Genomic DNA, 22067 nt, shown 5'->3' with positions numbered 1-22067 from the left:
GGCAATAGGTCGCCAGTTCGAACCAGGAGATTGCCATGTCAGAGGATGTCAACGAGAGCCGCCGCCGTTTCTTCGGCGTTGCTGCCGGAACCTTCGCTGCCGCCCAGTTCGGCCTGATCGGACCCACCCACGCGCAGGGCGCCGAAAACGCGACTGCGCCTGCGGTACGACCGGGCGCGAACACCTCGTTCGGCCCCTTGAAGCAGATCGACGCCGGCGTCCTCAATGTCGGCTATGCCGAGGCGGGACCTGCCGGTGGCCCGGTGGTGATCCTGCTGCACGGCTGGCCATACGACATCTACAGCTATGTCGACGTCGCGCCGCAACTCGCGTCCGCCGGCTATCGCGTGATCATCCCTTATTTGCGCGGCTATGGCACCACGCGTTTCCTCTCTGACGCGACATTGCGAAACGGTGAGCCGGCTGCGCTCGCGGCTGACATCGTGACGCTGATGGATGCGCTCAAGATCGAGAAGGCGACGCTCGCCGGCTACGACTGGGGCGCGCGCACGGCCAACATCATCGCCGCGCTTTGGCCGGAGCGTTGCAAGGCGATGGTCTCTGTCAGCGGCTACCTGATCGGCAGCCAGGAAGCCGGCAAGATGCCGTTGCCGCCGAAGGCCGAACTGCAATGGTGGTACCAGTTCTATTTCGCCACCGAGCGCGGACAGCAAGGCTATGACAAGTACCGGCGCGATTTCGCCAAGCTGATCTGGCAGCTCGCTTCGCCGAAGTGGCATTTCGAGGACGCCACCTTCGAGCGCAGCGCCGCCGCCTTCGACAATCCCGATCATGTCCGCATCGTCATCCATAACTATCGCTGGCGGCTCGGGCTCGTCGAAGGGGAAGCGAAATACGATGATCTGGAGAAGAAGCTCGCGAGATCCCCTGTTATCACAGTGCCGACCATCACCATGGAAGGTGACGCCAACGGCGCGCCGCATCCGGAGCCGAGCGCCTACGCCAAGAAGTTCTCCGGCAAGTACGAGCACCGCCTCATCACCGGCGGCATCGGCCACAATCTGCCGCAGGAGGCCCCGCAGGCTTTTGCGGAGGCCGTCATCGATGTCGCCAAGGTCTGAAAGCGCGGGGATCGAACCGATGCGACGGAATCTGAAATGGGCTGTGGCGGCTCTCATGATGGCGTGTGCTGCGACCGCGGCGCCGTTCGCCGCGAGCCTTGCCGATGGTGGGGCGTCGCCGATCTTCGGCGTCAGGATTCCCGACGGCTATCGCGACTGGAAGCTGATCGCCGTCGGGCAGGAGGTCGCCTTCGATGAACTCAGGGGCGTCCTCGGTAACGACACGGCGGTCAAGGCCAGTCGGAACGGTGCGCTGCCGTTTCCGGACGGCACCGTCTTCGTCAAGCTCGCCTGGAAACATATCCCGGTCGAAGGTCTCAAGGGGGCCTTCATCACGGGCTCGCCCACGACCGTTCAGGTCATGGTCAAGGACTCCGCCAAATACGCCACCACCGGCGGCTGGGGTTTTGGCCGGTTCGTCGATGGCAAGCCCGTGGACGAGGCCCAGCACAAGACCTGTTTCGCCTGCCACGAGGCGCACGCCAAAGACCACGATTTCGTTTTCACGCGCTACGGACGCTGAGAATTCACAGGAGGCGTGGCCGCCGATCTGGCGCAACAGCCGTCGCGAAGCTACTTTCTCCCGGCAACGCACGCGAGGAATGGCCTTGAGCATCACCATCTACGGCATCAAGAACTGCGACACCATGAAGAAGGCGCGCGCCTGGCTCGACGGCCATGGCGTCGCCTATGATTTCCACGATTACAAGACGGCCGGCATCGCCAAGGACAAGCTGAAGCAATGGAGCGACGAGGTCGGCTGGGAAACGCTGCTCAACCGGGCCGGCACCACATTCAAGAAACTGCCTGATACCGACAAGGAAGGCCTGAACGAGCGCAAGGCCCTGGCGCTGATGGCGGCGCAGCCGTCGATGATCAAGCGCCCGGTGCTCGATCTCGGCGGCAAATTGCTGGTCGGCTTCAAGGAAGACATTTACGCCAAGGAAGTGAAATCGCGCGGCCGCAAGGGGTAGGGCGTAGACGATTTCCGGGAACCTCTCCGGCTTGGCCGCATCTAACTCTCGGATTTGCGAGAGATGAAGCGAGAACGCCGTGGAACGGGCTACCACTCCCAAAAACGGGTCGACTGCGGCCGACGACGCCGAACTCGTCAAGCGCGCCTTGGTTCGCGACGAGGCAGCCGTTCGTGCCATCCTGAAAGCCAACAACCGCAGGCTCTACCGGCTGGCGCGCGGCATCCTGCGCAATGACGGCGAGGCCGAAGACGTCGTCCAGGAAACCTATGTTCGGGCCTTCACGCATCTTACCGATTTCCGAGGGGAGTCCAGCCTTTCGACCTGCGGATCGCAATGAACGAGGCACTGGGACGGCTGCGCCGCGACCGGCCCGGCGTCCAGATTTCGTCACTGCCAGAAGGTGCGCTGGAGGCCCAAGTCATCCGGTTTCCCGTGATGTCTACTGCAGCCGATCCAGAAAAATCGATGGCCCAGCGCGAAATCCATGATGTCGTCGAGCGCGCGATCGACGAGCTGCCGGAGGCTTTTCGCCTCGTCTTCATCGCGCGCGTGATCGAGGGCATGAATGTCGAGGAGACCGCCGACGTTCTCGACCTGAAGCCTGAGACGGTGAAGACGCGGCTGCACCGCGCCCGTTCCATGCTGCGCGACAATGTCGAGAAGAAGATTGGTCCAGCCATCATGGAGGCGTTCCCGTTCGCCGGCCGCCGCTGCGACCTGCTGACCGAGGCCGTGCTGAAACGGCTCGGCTGCATCTGAAGAATTCCGGGAACCTCGGCCCGCCATCGCCATCCAACTCCTGTGCAAACGAAACGCGCCGCCGGGAACGCTGCGGCGCCACAGGAGGTCGGACATGTTCGCTCAACTAGGAGCGGCGATCGCCGCTGTCATGTTGTTAAGCGGGCCGGCGCTTGCCGAAGGCAAGCTCACCGATCCGCAGATCGCCCATATCGCCTACGCCGCCGGCAACATCGACATTGCGGCGGCCAAGCAGGCGCTGACGAAGGCCAGCAACAAGGATGTCAAGGCGTTCGCGGAAGGCATGGTGCGCGACCACGAGGCCGTGAACAAGCAGGCGCTTGACCTCGTCAAGAAACTCAATGTCGCTCCCGAAGATAACGACACCAGCAAGGCGCTGTCGAAGCAGGCGGCCGACAAGTTAGCCGAACTCGGCAAACTCAGCGGCGCAGCCTTCGACAAGGCCTACGTCGCTAACGAGGTCGCTTATCACAAGACGGTCAACGGCGCGCTGGAAACAAAGTTGATCCCGTCGGCCAGCAATGCCGAGCTGAAAAGCCTGCTGCAAACCGGACTGAAAATGTTTCAAGGTCACGAGCAGCATGCCGAGCGTGTCGCCGCAGGCCTGAAGTAACCAGTTTGTCGTAGCGGAGCTTCCCATGCAGCCTGGACGCCTTCGTCTGATTGCCGGCGTGCTTGCCCTTGTAGCGATGGCTGTCCCGGCGCATGCGGCGACGATCACGGTCGTGATGGAGAACCTGGAGATCTCGCCGGCCGAGGCCACGGCCAAGGTCGGCGATACCATCGAATTGGTGAACCGGGACGTGATCGCGCACACTGCGACCGCAAAGAACGGCGATTTCGATGTGATGATGCCGCCGAAGAAGACGGTGACTTACGTGCTAAGGAAGGCCGGCACCGTCGACTATTACTGCCGCTTCCATCCCAACATGAAGGCGGTGCTCAAGATTGGTGGTGAGCCGTCGCGGTGACTGCAGATTCCTGAACCTCGTCCCGACTGCGACTGACCCTCGCATCAGATCAGTCCTCGGCATTGAAAGGTCATCGCAACTGCGCGGAGCTCTAGACAGTCCGCGATCTTACAAGAGACTGCGGCAATGAGGCGAGGAACAGGACAGCACAGACGCAAAGCAGGACGATGTCCTTGAACAGAAATTCGCCGGTCAAATTCCAGGCCATCGGGTCAGTCGATATGCTCCATTTGACGACCCCGGGCGTCGTGAAGAAGAACGACCAGGTGATTGCAAAGGTGACTGCGCCCATCAACGAACCGACGGCTGACAGGAGCGGGCTGAAAGCGCCTGCCACAAGCAAGGCTGCAATCGCAAACTCGACAGCACCGAGGAAATACGCTTCTCCCCTGAGGCCGAAGATCGACAGCCATGAAATGAATGGACTGTTGCTGATGAACTGAGCGATGCCCTGTGCCGACTGCAACGTGAATTTTTGCATGCCGAACGATACGAAGATGATGACCATCACCCAGCGGAGGATCGCCAGCAAACGATAAGATCCGCCTCCATTCTCAGCGACATTGAAAGATGGTGTCTTGTGCGTCATTTCTTTCCTTCCCGACGAATATTGATTTCGGCTGGCGCGCAGATACGCGTTCCTCACTGCATTTACGCACGGGCAGGAGGGTCGTTACCAGTCGCCTGCTCACAATGATGTGTGTGGCGGAAAGTCTTGGCTGATCGGCGAAGCTACACGGACATTCGGCAATCCGTCCTCGGGTCGTCACTCCCAAATTCCACGGAAGGGTCAGTCGAATTCGAGCACGTCGGCGGGTGTGATGCGGCCCGGAGTTCGATGGAAGAGATCGCGATCGATCACCGCATGCAGCTTTGGCACCGGCAGCTTGTCGCCGCCGCGCATCAGGTTCTTGATCTCGAAATGGCCGTCCTCGCAGATCGTCTTCAGCGAGGCAATGATGCGGGTGATGTGGCCGTCCTCGCCGAATGGCAGCAGCAGCCGCTCATAGGCGACCAGCCGTCCATAGATGTCGTCGATATGGGCAATCGTGTAGACCGGCAGGCCGCGCGCGATGCAGGCGTAATAGGCCGGCATCACGATCGGCGCGAGGCGCGGCCCGATATAGTCGTCGAGAGCGCGGCCCTTTCCGGTGTGGCCGTAGGCGTGCGCCATCCGCGTGCCTTCACTCTGGATCGTCAACCGCGGCGGCTGCCGTTCGGCCTCGACCGTGTAGTGCACGAGGTCGAGCTCTTCTTCCTGGAGCCGCTCCGGCTCGTACTCAGCGGCGCGCGGCGTCGACTGGTCACGGGCGTACAGCCTGAGCCAGGCGTTCAGCAGATCGCGCTGCCGGATCGATTTCACGATCGATGAATTGGCGCTCTGAAATTCCAAGGTCGAGAATCCGCCCCAGGATCAATGGCCAGAGCATCCGCTTGACGCGGAAATATTCTATGAAGGCTTGGCTGCGCAGCAAAACACCGTTAATGGCGGCTTTCCGAAGCGACAATTCGGGTGTGGCGGCAATTCGACTATGGGAGAAGACGGAACCGATGTGGGTGCGTCCTCTATGCCCAGCTTTCCGCCTTGCCTAACCCTTGTCGCATCGGCATATTCCGCCGCCGGAGGCGGCGGTCCAGGATGGATTTCCGGGGTCGCGGGAAACCAACCGGATCAGGAAAAAATTGGCCACGCGCGGGAAGCGCGGTGCCGACGGGGGAAATTATTTGGCCGACGAGTTCATTCTCGAGACCCACGGATTAACCAAGGAATTCGCGGGTTTCTTCGCCGTACGCGACGTTGCATTGAAGGTGCGTCGCGGCAGCATCCATGCGTTGATCGGGCCTAACGGCGCCGGCAAGACGACGTGCTTTAACCTCCTGACAAAATTCCTAAAGCCCTCCGCCGGCCGGATTACATATAAGGGACAGGACATCACGGCGATGCCGCCGGCCGACGTCGCGCGTCTCGGCTTGGTGCGCTCGTTTCAGATCTCGGCGGTTTTTCCACATCTGACGGCGCTGGAGAATGTCCGCGTCGCTTTGCAGCGCCAGCACGGCAATTCCTTCGATTTCTGGCGCTCGAAAAGCGTGCTCGACCGCTATAATGCCCGCGCACTCGAACTGCTCGACGACGTCGGCTTGAGCGAGTTCGCCAACACTCCCGCCGTCGAGATGCCCTATGGCCGCAAACGCGCCCTTGAGATTGCAACGACGATCGCACTCGACCCGGAGATGATGCTGCTGGACGAGCCGATGGCCGGTATGGGCCATGAGGACATCGACAAGATCGCCGCGTTGATCAAGCGCATCTCCGCGAAATACACCATCCTGATGGTCGAACATAACCTCTCGGTGGTGGCGAACCTTTCCGACATCATCACCGTGTTGACGCGAGGGCAGGTGCTCGCCGAAGGCCATTATGCCGACCTCTCCAAGGACGAGCGCGTGAAGGAAGCGTATCTGGGAGCCGGTCATGCCTGAGCTGAAAATGGCCGAAGCCGCGGCCGCAAAGCCCGCGGAAGCAAAAGTGTTGGCCGTGCAGGACCTCCAGGCCTGGTATGGCGAATCCCACATCCTCCACGGCATCAATTTCCATGTGAATGCCGGCGAGGTGGTCACGCTGCTCGGGCGCAACGGTGCCGGCAAGACGACCACGCTGAAATCGGTGATGGGAATCATCGGCAAGCGCTCCGGTTCGATCCGCTTCGAGAACCAGGAGATCATCCGCGCGTCGTCCGACAGGATCGCGCGGATGGGTGTTGCGTTCTGCCCTGAGGAGCGCGGCATCTTCGCGAGCCTCGACGTGCGCGAAAACCTTTTGCTGCCGCCGACGGTGCGGCCGGGCGGCCTGTCGCTCGACCAGATCTTCGATCTGTTTCCGAACCTGAAGGAGCGCCTTGCGAGCCAGGGCACCAAGCTCTCCGGCGGCGAGCAGCAGATGCTCGCGATCGCGCGCATCCTGCGTACCGGCGCACGCTTCCTGATGCTGGATGAACCGACCGAGGGGCTCGCTCCGGTCATTATTCAGCAGATCGGCCACACCATCGCGCGGCTCAAATCGGAGGGGTTTACCATTCTGCTGGTCGAGCAGAATTTCCGTTTCGCATCGACGGTCGCTGACCGCTACTACATTGTCGAGCACGGCAAGGTGATCGACGGTTTTGCCAATTCAGAGCTCTCCGCCAACATGGACAAGCTCCACACTTATCTCGGCGTCTGACATTTGCCGACATCAAGAAAAGCAAGAAGGACAATCGTCATATGAAGAACAGGATTTCGGCGCTGCTGCTCGGCACCGCCCTGACGTTCGCCTCGGCCAACCTCGCGCTCGCCCAGGACAAGACCGTCAAGATCGGCTCGCTCTCCGACCAGTCCGGGCTTTATTCCGACCTCGGCGGGCCCGGCTCGACGCTCGCGGCGCAGATGGCTGTTGAGGATTCCGGGCTGCTCGCCAAGGGCTGGAAGATCGACGTCATCTCCGGCGACCACCAGAACAAGCCGGACATCGGCTCGACCATCGCGCGGCAGTGGTTCGATGTCGACAAGGTCGACGTCATCGTCGACGTGCCGAACTCCGGCGTGGCGCTCGCCGTCAACAACGTCGTCAAGGAGAAGAACGGCGTCTACATCAACTCGGGCGCGGCGACCTCGGACCTGACCAACGCCCAGTGCACGCCGAACACGGTGCATTGGACCTACGACACCTACATGCTGGCGCATTCCACCGGGCAGGCGCTGGTGAAATCCGGCGGCGATACCTGGTTCTTCCTCACCGCGGACTACGCCTTCGGCGCTGCGCTGGAGCGCGACACCACGGCCGTCGTGACCGCCAACGGCGGCAAGGTGCTGGGCAGCGTCAAGCATCCGCTCAATACGTCGGACTTCTCGTCCTTCCTGCTGCAGGCGCAATCGTCCAAGGCGAAGATCATCGGCCTTGCCAATGCGGGCGGCGACACTACCAATTCGATCAAGCAGGCCGCCGAGTTCGGCATCGTCTCCGGCGGCCAGAAGCTTGCGGCGCTTCTGTTGTTCCTCACCGACGTCAAGGCGCTTGGGCTTGATATCGCGCAAGGCCTGAACTTTACCGAGACCTTCTACTGGGACATGAACGACCAGACCCGGGCCTTCTCCAAGCGGTTCTCGGAGCGGTCGAAGGGGCACGCCATGCCGTCCATGGTCCAGGCGGGCGTCTATGCGGGCCTGCGTCACTACTTCAAGGCGCTCGAAGCGCTCGGCGGCAATCCGCATGACGGCACCAAGATCGTGGAGAAGATGAAGTCGATCCCGACCGAGGATGATCTGTTCGGCAAGGGCGAGATCCAGCCGAACGGTCGCGCCATCCATCCGGCGTACCTGTTCGAGGTGAAGAAGCCCTCGGAGTCCAAGGGGCCGTGGGATTTCTATAAGCTGGTCGCCACCGTTCCGGCCGACCAGGCGTTCACGCCGCTTTCCGAAAGCAAGTGCGCGCTGCTCAAGAAGTAACTATCATCGCCCGCCGGCGGTAAAGCCGGCGGGCTCCATTCGGGGGGAAGGGGCGAAGGCCAAAGCCATGCAGGCTCTCTACGCACAGCTACTGGTGGGACTGATCAACGGCTCGTTTTACGCGCTGCTCAGCCTGGGGCTTGCCGTGATCTTCGGCATGCTCAACATCATCAATTTCGCCCATGGCGCGCTCTACATGATGGGCGCCTTCTGCGCCTATTTCCTGCTCAACATCGCCGGCATCGGTTATTGGTGGGCGCTGATCATCGCGCCCATCGTGGTCGGCATCTTCGGCATGATCCTGGAGCGGACCATGCTGCAATGGCTCTCCGGGCTCGACCACGTCTATGGCCTGCTCCTGACCTTCGGCATCGCGCTGATCATCCAGGGCGTGTTCCAGAACTATTTCGGCTCGTCCGGCCTGCCGTACCAGATTCCCGACGCGCTCCGCGGCGGCATGAATCTCGGCTTCATGTTCCTGCCGATCTATCGCGGCTGGGTGGTGGTGTTCTCGCTGGTGATATGCCTGGCGACCTGGTTCCTGATCGAGAAGACGCAGCTTGGCGCCTATCTGCGCGCCGCCACCGAAAATCCGACGCTGGTGCGTGCCTTCGGCATCAACGTGCCGCGGATGATCACGCTGACCTACGGCCTCGGCGTTGGGCTTGCGGCACTCGCGGGCGTGCTTTCGGCGCCGATCAACCAGGTGCGGCCGCTGATGGGCGCCGATCTCATCATCGTCGTGTTCGCGGTGGTCGTGATCGGCGGCATGGGATCGATCATGGGATCGATCATCACCGGTTTTGCGCTCGGCGTGATCGAGGGACTGACCAAATATTTCTACCCCGAGGCTTCCAACACCGTCGTGTTCGTCTTGATGGTGCTGGTCCTGCTTGTGAAGCCCACGGGACTGACCGGACGGGCGGCCTGATATGTCAGCACTCACCGACGACACCCTGCCGATCACGCCGCGCGCGATGCGCGACGAGATGGTCGCCTTTGGCCTGATGGCGGTTCTGCTGGCCATCGTGCCGCTCACAGGCATCTATCCGTTCTTCGTGATGCAGGCGCTGTGCTTTGCGCTGCTCGCCTGCGCCTTCAACCTCCTGGTCGGCTACGGCGGCCTGCTGTCGTTCGGGCATGCGATGTTCTTAGGGACAGCCGGCTACGTCTCGGCGCATGCGCTCAAGGTGTGGGCATTGCCGCCGGAGCTCGGCATCATCGTCGGAACGGCCGCTTCCTGCGTGCTTGCCGTCATCACCGGCTACGTCTCGATCCGCCGGCAGGGCATCTATTTCTCGATGATCACGCTGGCGCTGTCCCAGCTTCTTTATTTCATCTACCTGCAGGCGCCATTCACCCATGGCGAAGACGGCATCCAGGGCGTTCCCCAGGGCTATCTGTTCGGCGTCTTCGACCTCTCCAAGCCGACGGTGCTGTATTACGTCGTGCTCGCCGGGTTCCTGGGCGGCTTCCTGCTGATCTACCGCACCATCAACTCGCCGTTCGGCGAGGTGCTGAAATCGATCCGCGAGAACGAGCCGCGCGCGATCTCGCTCGGCTACAAGACCGACCATTACAAGCTGCTCGCCTTCATCCTGTCGGGCACGCTCGCCGGCTTTGCCGGTTCGCTCAAGGTGTTCGTGGCGCAGAACGCCTCGCTGACCGACGTGCACTGGTCGATGTCGGGCGAGATCGTGCTGATGACGCTGGTCGGCGGCCTCGGCACCATTTTCGGTCCCGTGGTCGGCGCCTTCATCATCATCGCCATGCAGCAATATCTGGCTGGCTACGGCCAGTGGGTGACGGTGATCCAGGGCGTCATCTTCGTTGCCTGCGTGCTGACCTTCCGTCGCGGCATCATCGGCGAGCTCGCGCGCCTGCTGAGACGCTCGCTGTAGGGCGCGTCTTCGTAGCCGCCCGGGTGGAGCGCCAGCGTAACCCCGGGGTCGTTCGTCAACGTTGGTGCAGATGTCCCGGGTTAGGCTTCGCTCCACCCGGGCTACGACAGCGTTGCGTGGCGAGCACCCCACAAAGCGGTGGATGACCCGGTTCCGCCGGCGAAGCGCTGGCCGTCCCTGCACAGAATGTTCTATGACAGTTTTGTGACGGATCGCGGGGCGGTAATCCCGGAACGATGGAATTTGACCCTATGTTGCGCTGGTTTCGAGCCTTTTTGCCCAAGGAGGAGCGATTTTTCGACCTGTTCGCCCGGCATGCCAAGACTGCCGTCCAGTGCGCGATGGCGCTGCAGGACGTGCTGAAGGGCGGGGAGGAGACACCGGTCCACTGCCAGCGTGTCAACCAGTTCGAGAATGATGCCGACAATATCACCCGCGAGGTCCTGACTGCCGTCCGGCGCACTTTCATCACGCCGTTCGACCGCGGCGACATCAAGAACCTCATCACCGCCATGGACGACGCCGTCGATCAGATGCAGCAGACCGCCAAGGCGGTGGTGCTGTTCGAGGTGCGCGCATTCGAGCCGCCGATGCGCGAGATGGGGACCCTGATCGTGGAATGCGCCAACCTGGTCGGGCGCGCGCTGCCGCTGTTGCAGTCGATCGGCAGCAACGTCTCGATGCTGACGCAGATCACGGAAGAACTGACCAAGCTCGAGGGCCGGGTCGACGATCTCCACGACATCGGGCTGAAGGAGCTCTACCTCAAGCACCGCGACGCCAACACCATGGATTTCATCGTCGGCGCCGAGATCTACGATCATCTCGAAAAGGTCGCCGACCGCTTCGACGACGTCGCCAACGAGATCAACTCGATCGTGATCGAGCAGGTCTAGGTAGGTCACGTGGACGCTACGCTTGGTCTTCCGATCCTGGTGATCCTGATCGCGGTCGCCCTGCTGTTCGATTTCCTGAACGGCCTGCATGACGCTGCGAATTCGATCGCGACCATCGTCTCGACGCGTGTCCTGCGGCCGCATTTCGCGGTGTTCTGGGCGGCGTTCTTCAATTTCATCGCGTTCATGGTGTTCGGGCTGCATGTCGCCAACACCATCGGCACAGGGATCATCGAGCCCGAGGTCGTCGACGCCACCGTGATCTTCGCCGCGCTGGCCGGCGCCATCGTCTGGAACGTGATCACCTGGGCGCTCGGCATTCCCTCGTCGAGCTCGCATGCGCTGATCGGCGGCCTGGTCGGCGGCGGCATGGCGAAGGCAGGGATCTCGGCGGCGGTGTGGAGCGGGCTCTCCAAGACGCTGCTCGCGATCGTGCTGTCGCCGTTGATCGGGTTCCTGCTGGCGCTGTTACTGGTCGCGATCGTGTCCTGGCTGTCGGTGCGCTCGACGCCATTCGCGGTCGACCGCGCTTTCCGTGTCATGCAATTCGCCTCCGCCTCGCTCTATTCGCTCGGCCATGGCGGCAATGACGCGCAGAAGACCATGGGCATCATCGGTGTGCTGCTCTATTCGCAGGGGCATCTCGGCGCGGAATTTCACATTCCATTCTGGGTGGTGCTGGCCTGCCAGGCGGCGATGGCGCTGGGCACCCTGATGGGCGGCTGGCGCATCGTCCGCACCATGGGCCTGCGGATCACCAAGTTGACGCCGATGCAGGGCTTTTGCGCGGAGACCGGCGGGGCGGCAACCCTGTTCATGGCGACCTTCCTCGGGGTTCCCGTTTCCACCACCCACACCATCACCGGCGCGATCGTCGGCGTCGGCGCGGCTCGCCGGGTCTCGGCGGTGCGCTGGAACGTCGCAAGCTCGATCGTCTATGCCTGGGTCATCACCATTCCGGCCGCCGCCGCGGTTGCGGCGGCGACTTACTGGGCGGTGATGGCGTTGCGCTGATCAGGTAACCAATTTGAGCCCGATAATACCGGCTACGATCAGCCCGATGCTCGACAGCCGAAGCGCGGTGGCCGGCTCGCCGAACAGGATGATGCCGAGCGCCGCTGTCCCGACCGCACCGATGCCGGTCCACACCGCATAGGCGGTTCCGATCGGCAGCGTTTTCAGTGCCAGCCCGAGCAAGACGATGCTGCCGAGCATGCTCAGGAGCGTTAGCACCGACGGAACGAGCTTTGTGAAACCTTCAGTATATTTGAGCCCGATCGCCCAGCCGATCTCCATCAGACCGGCGACGAACAGGATGGTCCAGGCCATGACGACCCCTCCAAATTGGGCAGGGTCGTCCCCGCGGTTGACATGGTGAAAAAGAAAGGTCGTCCTTCCCACCATCGATATGGGACTGGCCGTTGCGTTCCACAATCACCAAATAGGCTTGATTGACACTGGTTTCCCTGCCAAACGCTCCCCGCCATGTCCGATGTCGCTCTGACAGCCGAATCGCCGTCCCGTTCCCCGCTTGCCGATGAAGTGGCGCGGCGGCGCACCTTTGCCATCATCTCCCACCCGGACGCCGGCAAGACCACGCTGACGGAAAAGCTGCTGCTGTTCGGCGGCGCCATCAACCTCGCGGGGCAGGTCAAGGCCAAGGGCGAACGGCGGAACACGCGGTCCGACTGGATGAAGATCGAGCGCGAGCGCGGCATCTCGGTGGTCACTTCGGTGATGACCTTCGAGTTCCAGGACCACGTGTTCAACCTTCTGGACACGCCGGGCCACGAGGACTTTTCGGAAGACACCTACCGCACGCTGACCGCGGTCGACTCCGCCGTCATGGTGATCGACGCTGCGAAGGGCATCGAGGCGCGCACGCGAAAGCTGTTCGAGGTATGTCGCCTGCGCGACATTCCGATCATCACCTTCATCAACAAGATGGACCGCGAGAGCCGCGACACGTTCGAGCTCCTGGACGAGATCGAGAAGACGCTGGCGCTCGACACCACGCCGATGACCTGGCCGGTCGGCCGCGGCCGCGATTTCATGGGCACCTATGACGTCAGGAACGGCGGCGTACGCCTGCTCGAGGGCGGCGGTGCCAAGACCGGGCAGGCCGAACAGATCGACATCGCCGATCTCGCCGGTCGCAATCCCAACCTCGACGTCACCGAGATCAAGGACGAACTGGCGCTGGTGTCGGAAGCCTGCAAGCCGTTCGAACTCGCCGCGTTCCGCGAGGGCCATCTGACGCCGGTCTATTTCGGTAGCGCGCTGCGCAATTTCGGCGTCGGCGATCTCCTGGAAGGGCTCGGGCAGTTCGCGCCGGCGCCGCGCGCGCAGGATTCCGACCTGCGCAAGGTCGAGGCATCGGAGCCGCGGATGAGCGCTTTCGTGTTCAAGATCCAGGCCAACATGGATCCGAACCATCGCGACCGCATCGCGTTTGCCCGGCTGTGCTCGGGCAAGCTCAGCCGCGGCATGAAGGCAAAGCTGGTGCGCACCGGCAAGAACATGAGCCTGTCGAGCCCGCAGTTCTTCTTCGCGCAGGATCGCTCGGTCGCGGACGAGGCCTTCGCCGGCGACGTCGTCGGCATTCCCAATCACGGCACGCTGCGGATCGGCGATACGCTCACCGAGGGTGAGGATCTGACCTTCGTCGGCGTCCCGAGCTTCGCGCCGGAAATTGTCCGCCGCGTGCGGCTGACCGACGCGATGAAGGCGAAGAAGCTGAAGGAGGCCTTGCAGCAGATGTCGGAGGAGGGCGTCGTGCAGGTGTTCCGCCCGCGCGACGGTGCGCCCGCGCTGGTCGGCGTGGTCGGCCCGCTGCAGCTCGACGTGCTGAAGGCGCGGCTGGATGCCGAATATTCGTTGCCTGTGGAGTTCGAGGTCAGCGAATTCCAGCTCGCACGCTGGATTTCCTCCGACGACCGCAAGAAGCTCGATGCGTTCATCGCCGCCAACAGCTCCGGCATCGCCGACGATGTCGACGGCGATCCCGTGTTCATGGCCAGGAACGAGTTCTATCTCGGCTACACCCAGGAGCGAGCCGAGGGCATCACCTTCTCCAACGTCAAGGACGTCAAGCGGAAGGCGTAATGGCGGCGTCGCCCTGCGTAGGGTGGGCAAAGCGAAGCGTGCCCACCATCGCGAGCGGAGTGTGAATGGTGGGGCACGGCGCAAATGCGCCTTTGCCCACCTACATCTGCAACTACATCTGTCGTCCCCCGCGAAGGCGGGGGACCCAGTACGCCGCGGCCTTTCGGTTAAGCACTACTGCCTCTGGAATACTGGGTCGCCCGATCAAGTCGGGCGACGACGGCGGTATGTGCGGAACCAGCCGCGCACGCAAGGAAGTGAACACGCGCCAGCTTGATGACGCCGCTTGCCACCCTCATTTTCCCAGGGGCGGCATCCAAAGGGCTTGCTTCATGCTGCGACGCGTCGTGATCTGCCTCGCATTCATCGTCCTCGGAGTTTCCGCGGGTCGCGCCGCGGAGCGGCAGCAGACCAACCCGGTGCCGTTCGCGCATACGCCCTGCAGCGTGCTCGACGAGGGACCCTGCACACCGTCCTATTGCAGTGTGTTCAACCATGGGCCGTGCATCCCCGAGATGGACTATCCCTATGGCCAGAACCTGCAGGTCACGGTCCTGACGGTGCCGCCGCAGGACCAGGCCGAGAAATACAAGAAGCCCGATCACGATCTCGATACCATCGGCGATCTCTTCGCCGCGCTGCGCTCCTGCTGGACGCCGCCGCCGGCCGACGACGCGCGCGAGGGCATGCAGATGTCGGTGCGCTTCAGCTTCAAGCGCTCCGGCGAAATGATCGCCACGCCCCGCATGACCTTTGCGACCACTGGCGTGCCGGCGGATACCCGCACCACCTATCTCAACGCGATCAACGCATCGCTGAAATCCTGCCTGCCGCTGAAATTCAGCAGCGGCCTCGGCGGCGCGCTCGCCGGCCGCCCGATTGCGATCCGCTATGTCGACAATCGCGAATTGAGCAAGCAGGCGGAGAAGCCGTAGCTCCGTCGCGTGTCATTCCGGGGCGCGGACAAAGTCCGCGAACCCGGAATCCAGAGGTTAGCCTGCGTGCATATCAACTCCAGATTCCGGGTCTGGCCCTTCGGGCCATCCCGGAATGACGGTGGCGCCCCCTGACGCATTGCACAACCTGCCCCCAAAATGATACGCGAGGTCGATAAACCGCACCACGCCGAGGGAGGGACACCGTGGGACTGCTGGTGATGATCCTGGGATTGGTCCTGTTCTTCGGCGTCCACTCCCTCACGACCCAGCGCGACCTGCGCGCGCGCCTCATCGATGCCGTGGGTGAGGGCGGCTACAAGATCGCTTATTCTCTGGTCTCCGCGATCGGGCTGGCGCTGATCATCTGGGGATTTGCCCGTTACCGCGCGACCGGCTGGATCGACGTCTGGTATCCGCCGACGTTCCTGAAGCACATCACCATCGCGCTGATGCTGCCGGCCGTGATCCTGGTGGTGGCGTCCTACATCCGTGGCCGCATCTACACGACCCTGAAACATCCGATGCTCTCCGGCATCAAATTATGGGCGGCCGCGCATCTGCTCGCCAATGGCGATCTCGGCTCGATCATCCTGTTCGGCTCGTTCCTGGCCTGGGCGGTGTTCGATCGGATCTCCCTGAAACATCGCGCCGATGCGGGTGCCCCGCCAATTCCGGTCGGCGGCCCCGGCAACGATGCGATCGCGGTCGCGGTCGGCGTCATCGCTTACGTGGCGCTCGCATTCGCGTTCCATCCGGTCGTGATCGGCGTCCCCGTCGTTGGAGCTTAATTATGTCCGTGCAATCAGCCATCAAGCGCAAGACCGCACCCGATATTCTCGGCCGCAAGAACGGCGAGCCGATCGTGATGCTGACCTCGTATCACGCGCATACTGCGGCGCTGGTCGACCGCTACTGCGACGTCATCCTGGTCGGCGATTCTCTCGGCAACGTCATGCATGGGCTCGAGACCACCGTGCCGGTGACGCTCGAGATGATGATCCTGCAGGGACGCGCGGTGATGCGCGGCTCAGAGCGCGCGCTGGTTGTGGTGGACATGCCGTTCGGCTCCTATGAGGCGTCGAAGGAGCAGGCGTTTCATTCCGCAGTGCGGATTTTGAAGGAGACCGAGTGCGGCGCGGTGAAGCTCGAAGGCGGCGCCCGCATGGCGGAGACGGTGGCGTTCCTGACCGAGCGCGGCATTCCCGTGATGGGCCATATCGGACTGACGCCGCAATCGATCAACACGCTCGGTTCGTTCCGCGCGCAGGGGCGCGATGAGAAAGGCTGGGCGCCGATCGAGAACGATGCGAAAGCAATTGCCGAAGCCGGCGCCTTCTCGGTTGTGATCGAGGCGGTGGCCGAGCCGCTCGCGCGCAGGATCACGCAGGCGATCGCCATTCCCACCATCGGCATCGGCGCGAGCGCGGCCTGTGATGGCCAGGTGCTGGTGCTCGAGGACATGCTCGGGCTGTCGCCGCGCACGCCGAAATTCGTCCGCCGCTACGGCAATCTCGGACCCTCGATCGAAGCCGCCATCGAAGGCTACGCCGCCGACGTCCGCGCGCGCAAATTCCCCGGACCCGAGCATGTCTACGAGATGAAGAAGAGCTAGAGGTTGGCGAAGTCATACCGAGTTGCTCGGCGATGGACGTTGCGTTCCCTCCGCCGTCATTCCGGGGCGCGACGAAGTCGCGAGCCCGGAATCCATCGGGCGGCAAACTTTGCGGTGGAATGGATTCCGGGCTCACGCTTACGCGTGCCCCGGAATGACAGCGCGTGAGGAAGCACGTCCCGCCATTCCGGGAGACGTGAAACAAACCTGTAGGACACGGTGATGGACTGGTCAGGGCATTCGATTCCGGACATGCGGCTCGAGGCGCGCTTCGGCGACCGCGTCGTGCCGGTGTTTTGCGAGCGGCCGAAGAGCATCTGGGCGATGATATCGGAGGCCGCTGCCAGGAACCCTGACGGCGAGGCGCTGATCTGCGGCGACAGGCGGATGAGCTGGCGCGAGGTGGTGCGGCAGTCCGCACAAGTCGCGGCCGGATTGCAGAAGCTCGGCTTGCGCGCCGGCGATCGGGTGGCGGTGCTGCTCGGCAATCGCATTGAATTCGTGCTGACGATGTTCGCAGCCGCGCATGCCGGCCTCGTGACCGTGCTGCTCTCGACGCGACAGCAGAAGCCCGAGATCGCCTATGTCCTGAGTGACTGCGGCGCCAGGCTCCTGATTCATGAAGCGGCGCTTGCGGAGCGTGTGCCTGGCGCGGCCGACGTCCCTGACCTGAAGCATCGGATTTCGGTCAGCGACGACAGCGCATCGCAATTCGCGACGCTGCTGGACAATGCGCCATCGCAGGCGCCCGCCACGGTCAACGAAGAGGATACGGCGATGATCCTCTACACATCAGGCACCACCGGGCGGCCGAAAGGCGCAATGCTCGCGCATTGCAACATCATCCATTCCTCGATGGTGTTCGTGTCGTGCCTGAAGCTGACGGCGGCGGATCGCTCGATCGCGGCGGTGCCGCTGGCGCATGTCACCGGCGCGGTGGCCAATATCACGACCATGGCCTGCTGCGGCGGCGCGCTGATCATCATGCCTGAGTTCAAGGCGGCGGAATATCTGAAGGTCGCCTCCCGTGAGCGCGTCACCTACACGGTGATGGTGCCGGCGATGTACAATCTCTGTCTGCTGCAGCCGGATTTCGACAGCTACGATCTTTCGAGCTGGCGCATCGGCGGTTTCGGCGGCGCGCCGATGCCGGTCGCGACGATCGAGCGACTGGAGGCAAAGATACCCGGATTGAAGCTCGCCAATTGCTACGGCGCCACCGAGACCACGTCGCCCTCGACGCTGATGCCCGGCGAACTGACCGCCGCGCATATCGACAGCGTCGGCCTGCCGTGCCCGGGCGCCGAGATCGTCGTCATGGATGGCAATCACCGCGAACTGCCACGCGGCGAGATCGGCGAGATCTGGATCCGCAGCGGCTCGGTCATCCGGGGCTATTGGAACAATCCGAAGGCGACAGCGGAAAGCTTCACTGCGGGCTTCTGGCACTCAGGCGATCTCGGCTCGATCGACGAGCGCGATTTTGTCCGTGTGTTCGACCGCCAGAAGGACATGATCAACCGCGGCGGCCTCAAGATCTATTCCGCCGAGGTCGAGTCGGTGCTGGCGGGCCATCCCGCCGTCGTCGAGAGCGCGATCATCGCAAAGCCGTGTCCGGTGCTGGGCGAACGCGTGCATGCGGTGGTGGTGACCCGCGACGAAGTCGGCTCCGAAGTCTTGCGCGCCTGGTGCGCCGAGCGGCTGTCCGACTACAAGGTGCCTGAGACGATGACGATCACGCGTGATCCGTTGCCGCGCAACGCCAACGGCAAGGTGATCAAGCGGCAGTTGCGGGAGGCATTTGCGGCGAGTCTGACAGCGCCGGCGTGAGGCGGGGGCGGAAAGCGGCCTGCGACGCGGGACGAACCCTCGCGCCGCCGCGATCGCAAACCTGCCCCGCACCGAATGCCCTTGCTCGTCGGGACAGGCTTGTCCCCGCCTGGCAGGCGAGGCATATTTTCCAGACGATCTTTCAAGGATTTCGCAAGGCGATGAACCAGGGAATCCAGCAAGTCGTCAGCGCTTATGTCAGACTGAAGGGTGTGACCGCGCTCCTGGAGATGAAGGCTCACCGGGAGAAACTGTTGTCTCGCGCGCTCGACACGGATCACTATAGCCTCGCGCTGTCACGTGAGCTGTGCCAGCAAGATCTCGCCGCGATCGAAGACGGCATCCAGCATATCTTGAAGAGCGGAACGCTGCGAGGTTGCGTCGATCGTATGCAGCCTCACTCGATCGCCGGCTGGGCTCAGTGTGTCGACCATCCGGAAATCCCGCTTCGCGTGGAAGTCTATTTTGATGGCAGACTGGCCGGTAGCGTTCTGGCCGACCGCTATCGACAGGATCTCGAAACAGCCAACCTTGGAAGCGGCAACCACGGTTTCGACTTCAGACCCGATCAACATGCTTTCCTCAGCGCAGAACTGATCGAGGTTGCGTCGCCGGATGGCAGGGTCCTTCACGGGGGAACGTTGAAGCGGGCACCTGCGGCGAGTGTCGACCAGGGTTTGGCCTCAAGCAGCCTAACGACAGGGCTGATGTGAACTTGGAAATCGGATACGGGCCGAAGGCGTCATTGCGGTTGCGCTACTCCCTCGGACAGGCTTTTATGGGCAGGTCCGATTAGCTGGGCGGTGATCTAGGCAATTTAATCCGGCCATCGCTATTTAATATTTAATACTTGCGGGACCGGCGGCATTTTCCGTCATTTTCCAGGTCCAATCGAGTTTCTTGAGCGGGTGTCAAACGCAAGGCAGCATATCGTCGGCGTCAAGGTGCGGCTGAACAACCAACAACCGCGAGGGACTCGAAGACGTGCTTGTTGGCTTGAACGCTGACAATGGACCAGAGATTGCGGCAGCGGCCGCTTAACGACCGATAGCCAGGATCAATTCGACGCCATGGAAGAATGCGATCTTCTCATTGCGCTGCTCCGTACAAGCCATGACTTGGCAACTCGTTACGGGCAGGTCGTCCGTCTCAGGGCAGAACTGGACCGACTGTCTCGGCTGACCACACTGCCGGCATCCGATTTCCTCGCAACATTTGGTCCGAGCGTGGACGCGACACCGAAGCGGCGCATCAAGTGATATCGGCTAGCCCCGGCGCAAAATCGGGGATTTACGCCTGGACGCGGCCTGACCATCGCGGGTGAGGGGCCGGGCTCGGCCACTGATCAATTAAAGGCTGTGTTGCTTCGCAATATGACGTCCGCATGTCGGATTTAATATTGCTATTATTATCGAACAATGTTAATTAATTAAATCGCGGGGCAGAGGAGATTAATACCATGGATTGGATGACCTGGACGAAATTCACACGCGCTTGGTCTCTCAAAAGCGTTCTTGGCGGACTGGCTGTGTTAGGGATCGCGGCCACCGGTTACGTCGTCCACGGAGGTGGCAGCCCTACCAATTGGACCGATGGCGGCGTCCAGGGCCCGCCTGGTGGTGTCGTCCAGGGCGCTCCGGGACCTGTCGCCGGCGCTGGACTTCCTATCGCTCTTGTTGCAGTCGGGTATGGCGTCTATCGTCTCGTAAGGCGTCGTCGCAAATCGCACTGACAACTCCATCGCCCGCTGGAACACGGCCGACCTGAGGGCAAGCGGCCAAGCACATGGCGTGACCGTCCCACCTGTGTGAGCGAAGCCGACGCTCTGCCTGTCGCGACAGGCGACGCCCTTCAGTCTGCTGCATTCCACGTCGACCGTGCACGCCTTGAAGGCCCCGGAATTCACGTTAGATATGTCGCGGGGGGATCCTGAAAGGGAGCCCGTTCAATGACGCCACGCTTCGTTTTCTTGGCTTTTTCAATCGCATTTATTTTGGCCGCGACTTTTGCGGCGATCACAACGGCCAGGCAGATCCATAGCTATCAGGCCACTATAGCGGGACGGGCAATCTGAGCCGGATGGGGGGACTCGAGTGGTCCTGACGAAGCATTCGGCCGCGTGGAGCGCGTCTTGCCATCGTGGCCCGTTCCGGCTGCACCGCACCGTGACGAAGTTGCCGCAAGAGCATCACCGAGAGCCTCAGGATTTCCGCAGTAACGGATACAGCGGACATTGCTCAGCGCGACCTTCAACGCCGGGTCGTGACCCGAAGCTGACATTTGCATCGGCAAGTGCCCCTTAACTGACGTTATAGCATGTCTGGCTCGGGTCCGGGATTTGCGCAGAACCGAAGTCGGGACCAGCAGCAATGATCCATAAGAGCGTTGACCACTAGCCTCTGCGGAACGTTCGAGGGTTTTGCCAGCCGAAGCGGCACGATCTGTTCGTCATGCGGCCGTTGCGTTGCCAGCGTATTGCTGCCCTTCTTGTTCCAGCCAATCGCAAAACACCGCAGTCTGTGAGCCACTTTCGCTCCCTGCGGGCAAGTAGGCGAAGTAACTCCTCGCCGGAAGACTGACATCGGGAAACGGCGCGATCAGGCGGCCGGCCGCGACGTCGTCGCCGATTAGGGCGGTTGGTCCCATCGCCACGCCCAAACCATCGATCGCCGCCTGAATGGTTAGGAAGAAATGATCGAATGTCAGCGTCGCCATCGGAGTGACGCGAGGCTGTCCGGCTTGCACCAGCCAATCGTGCCATAGCCGCGGCATCGAAGTGACGTTCAGCAACGTGTGCTGCGCGAGATCGGAAATATCCTCCAGCGGCACCTTCGCGACCAGTGCGGGGCTGCAGATCGGCAACCGGCGCTCCGAAAGAAACAGCCGCGACGTGAAGCCGTGAAACGAATCCGGGCCACCGCGGATGACGACGTCGAACGTGTCGGCAAGCGCGTCAATCGGGTCGTTTGACGTGGTGAGGCGGACCTCGATGTCGGGTCGCTCGTCGCGAAAACGGCTCAGCCGGGGAAGAAGCCAGCGCATGCTGAACGTCGCCAGCGCGTTGACGCGCAGCACGGCCGCCGGCACTTCGCCGCGTGTCGCGCGATGGCGCTGGACAGCGGACGAAATGCGGTCGAGCGCCGGGCTGATCTCCTCGAGCAGCGCCGTGCCGGCGGGTGTAAGCGTGACCCGCCGCGTCGATCGCCAGAACAGCGCGGGCGCTCCCAGCCGATCCTCAAGGAGGCGCACCTGCTGACTGATTGCGCCATGCGTCACGCCCAATTCGGTCGCCGCTTCCTTGAAGCTGCCAAGGCGAGCTGCCGCCTCGAAAGCGCGGACGGCGTTGAGCGGCGGCAAGGTCCTGCGCTGGACGGGAATACTCATTGGGTAGAAATCCTAACTCATAGCCCGATTATTACTGATTTGTGACGGTCGCCTCAATAGTCCAGGGTGAATTTGTCATGAGGGATCAGTGCATCGGCGGGTCCGAAACGGATCGCAATGTAGATTTTCT

The 22067-nt window shown here is 62.4% G+C and carries 22 protein-coding genes and 1 pseudogene; 19 read left to right on the top strand and 4 right to left on the bottom strand.

Annotated features, from left to right (window positions below; translation table 11 throughout):
* Positions 1 to 35 precede the first annotated feature (35 nt).
* The 6 genes and pseudogenes from I6F35_RS03925 (at position 36) to I6F35_RS03900 (ending at position 3789) form a co-directional block, all read left to right on the top strand.
* Positions 36 to 1082: an alpha/beta hydrolase gene (locus tag I6F35_RS03925; protein WP_225116323.1), complete on the top strand. Its 1047-nt coding sequence runs from the start codon at positions 36 to 38 to the stop codon at positions 1080 to 1082.
* 19 nt (positions 1083 to 1101) lie between these two features.
* Positions 1102 to 1605 (top strand): cytochrome P460 family protein, encoded by a 504-nt coding sequence (locus tag I6F35_RS03920; RefSeq protein WP_225116322.1) that lies wholly within the window; start codon positions 1102 to 1104, stop codon positions 1603 to 1605.
* An 85-nt stretch (positions 1606 to 1690) separates the two neighbouring features.
* Positions 1691 to 2056: an ArsC family reductase gene (locus tag I6F35_RS03915; protein ID WP_225116321.1), complete on the top strand. Its 366-nt coding sequence runs from the start codon at positions 1691 to 1693 to the stop codon at positions 2054 to 2056.
* A gap of 79 nt (positions 2057 to 2135) precedes the next feature.
* Positions 2136 to 2818: pseudogene (locus tag I6F35_RS03910) on the top strand (RNA polymerase sigma factor).
* Between the two features lie 94 nt (positions 2819 to 2912).
* The gene (locus I6F35_RS03905; protein WP_225116320.1) at positions 2913 to 3431 is read left to right on the top strand and encodes a DUF4142 domain-containing protein; all 519 of its coding nucleotides are present in this window, start codon (positions 2913 to 2915) and stop codon (positions 3429 to 3431) included.
* A gap of 25 nt (positions 3432 to 3456) precedes the next feature.
* A complete protein-coding gene (locus tag I6F35_RS03900; protein ID WP_225116319.1) occupies positions 3457 to 3789 on the top strand; it encodes a cupredoxin domain-containing protein in 333 nt (110 codons plus the stop codon).
* Positions 3790 to 3880: 91 nt separating this feature from the next.
* On the opposite strand, the gene I6F35_RS03895 is transcribed toward I6F35_RS03900, so the two are convergent.
* Together I6F35_RS03895 and I6F35_RS03890 are read right to left on the bottom strand one after the other, a co-directional pair.
* Positions 3881 to 4378: a DUF417 family protein gene (locus tag I6F35_RS03895; protein WP_225116318.1), complete on the bottom strand. Its 498-nt coding sequence runs from the start codon at positions 4376 to 4378 to the stop codon at positions 3881 to 3883.
* Between the two features lie 201 nt (positions 4379 to 4579).
* Positions 4580 to 5182 carry a hypothetical protein gene (locus tag I6F35_RS03890; RefSeq protein WP_225116317.1) on the bottom strand — a complete coding sequence of 201 codons (603 nt, stop codon included), beginning with the start codon at positions 5180 to 5182 and terminating at the stop codon, positions 4580 to 4582.
* Positions 5183 to 5514: 332 nt separating this feature from the next.
* Here I6F35_RS03890 and I6F35_RS03885 point away from each other — a divergent pair, with 332 nt between their 5' ends.
* The 7 genes from I6F35_RS03885 (at position 5515) to I6F35_RS03855 (ending at position 12082) form a co-directional block, all read left to right on the top strand.
* A complete protein-coding gene (locus I6F35_RS03885; RefSeq protein ID WP_027579584.1) occupies positions 5515 to 6270 on the top strand; it encodes an ABC transporter ATP-binding protein in 756 nt (251 codons plus the stop codon).
* A complete protein-coding gene (locus I6F35_RS03880) occupies positions 6263 to 7009 on the top strand; it encodes an ABC transporter ATP-binding protein (RefSeq protein WP_225116316.1) in 747 nt (248 codons plus the stop codon). The genes I6F35_RS03885 and I6F35_RS03880 overlap by 8 nt, the downstream gene beginning before the upstream one ends.
* Before the next feature lie 41 nt (positions 7010 to 7050).
* Entirely contained in the window at positions 7051 to 8271 is a 1221-nt protein-coding gene (locus tag I6F35_RS03875; protein WP_225116315.1) for an ABC transporter substrate-binding protein, read from the top strand.
* A 67-nt stretch (positions 8272 to 8338) separates the two neighbouring features.
* Entirely contained in the window at positions 8339 to 9202 is an 864-nt protein-coding gene (locus I6F35_RS03870; RefSeq protein WP_225116314.1) for a branched-chain amino acid ABC transporter permease, read from the top strand.
* 1 nt (position 9203) lies between these two features.
* Positions 9204 to 10172 (top strand): branched-chain amino acid ABC transporter permease, encoded by a 969-nt coding sequence (locus I6F35_RS03865; protein ID WP_225116313.1) that lies wholly within the window; start codon positions 9204 to 9206, stop codon positions 10170 to 10172.
* Between the two features lie 251 nt (positions 10173 to 10423).
* Positions 10424 to 11068: a DUF47 domain-containing protein gene (locus I6F35_RS03860; protein ID WP_225116312.1), complete on the top strand. Its 645-nt coding sequence runs from the start codon at positions 10424 to 10426 to the stop codon at positions 11066 to 11068.
* Between the two features lie 9 nt (positions 11069 to 11077).
* Positions 11078 to 12082, top strand: coding sequence for an inorganic phosphate transporter (locus tag I6F35_RS03855; RefSeq protein WP_225116311.1), 1005 nt, complete (start codon positions 11078 to 11080; stop codon positions 12080 to 12082).
* Here the strand turns inward: I6F35_RS03855 and sugE are convergent, their stop codons facing one another.
* Positions 12083 to 12397, bottom strand: a complete 315-nt coding sequence (gene sugE / locus I6F35_RS03850; protein WP_225116310.1) for a quaternary ammonium compound efflux SMR transporter SugE — start codon at positions 12395 to 12397, stop codon at positions 12083 to 12085.
* A gap of 156 nt (positions 12398 to 12553) precedes the next feature.
* Between sugE and I6F35_RS03845 the strand changes: the two genes are divergently transcribed.
* From I6F35_RS03845 to I6F35_RS03820, 6 genes are all read left to right on the top strand, one after another.
* The gene (locus I6F35_RS03845; RefSeq protein WP_225116309.1) at positions 12554 to 14173 is read left to right on the top strand and encodes a peptide chain release factor 3; all 1620 of its coding nucleotides are present in this window, start codon (positions 12554 to 12556) and stop codon (positions 14171 to 14173) included.
* A gap of 332 nt (positions 14174 to 14505) precedes the next feature.
* A complete protein-coding gene (locus tag I6F35_RS03840) occupies positions 14506 to 15108 on the top strand; it encodes a hypothetical protein (protein ID WP_225116308.1) in 603 nt (200 codons plus the stop codon).
* A 206-nt stretch (positions 15109 to 15314) separates the two neighbouring features.
* Entirely contained in the window at positions 15315 to 15899 is a 585-nt protein-coding gene (locus I6F35_RS03835; RefSeq protein ID WP_225116307.1) for an NnrU family protein, read from the top strand.
* A 2-nt stretch (positions 15900 to 15901) separates the two neighbouring features.
* Complete coding sequence (gene panB / locus I6F35_RS03830; protein ID WP_225116306.1) at positions 15902 to 16723, top strand: 3-methyl-2-oxobutanoate hydroxymethyltransferase; 822 nt, start codon at positions 15902 to 15904, stop codon at positions 16721 to 16723.
* A gap of 222 nt (positions 16724 to 16945) precedes the next feature.
* The gene (locus I6F35_RS03825) at positions 16946 to 18553 is read left to right on the top strand and encodes a class I adenylate-forming enzyme family protein (RefSeq protein ID WP_225116305.1); all 1608 of its coding nucleotides are present in this window, start codon (positions 16946 to 16948) and stop codon (positions 18551 to 18553) included.
* 161 nt (positions 18554 to 18714) lie between these two features.
* Positions 18715 to 19266 (top strand): hypothetical protein, encoded by a 552-nt coding sequence (locus tag I6F35_RS03820; protein ID WP_225116304.1) that lies wholly within the window; start codon positions 18715 to 18717, stop codon positions 19264 to 19266.
* 1735 nt (positions 19267 to 21001) lie between these two features.
* Here I6F35_RS03820 and gcvA read toward each other — a convergent pair.
* A complete protein-coding gene (gene gcvA / locus I6F35_RS03815; protein WP_225116303.1) occupies positions 21002 to 21937 on the bottom strand; it encodes a transcriptional regulator GcvA in 936 nt (311 codons plus the stop codon).
* Positions 21938 to 22067 lie beyond the last annotated feature (130 nt).

The sequence above is a fragment of the Bradyrhizobium sp. BRP22 genome (assembly GCF_020194175.1).
Classification (GTDB): domain Bacteria; phylum Pseudomonadota; class Alphaproteobacteria; order Rhizobiales; family Xanthobacteraceae; genus Bradyrhizobium.
The sequence above is the reverse complement of the archived record's forward strand: the minus strand, read 5'-3'. Positions and strand labels throughout refer to the sequence as shown.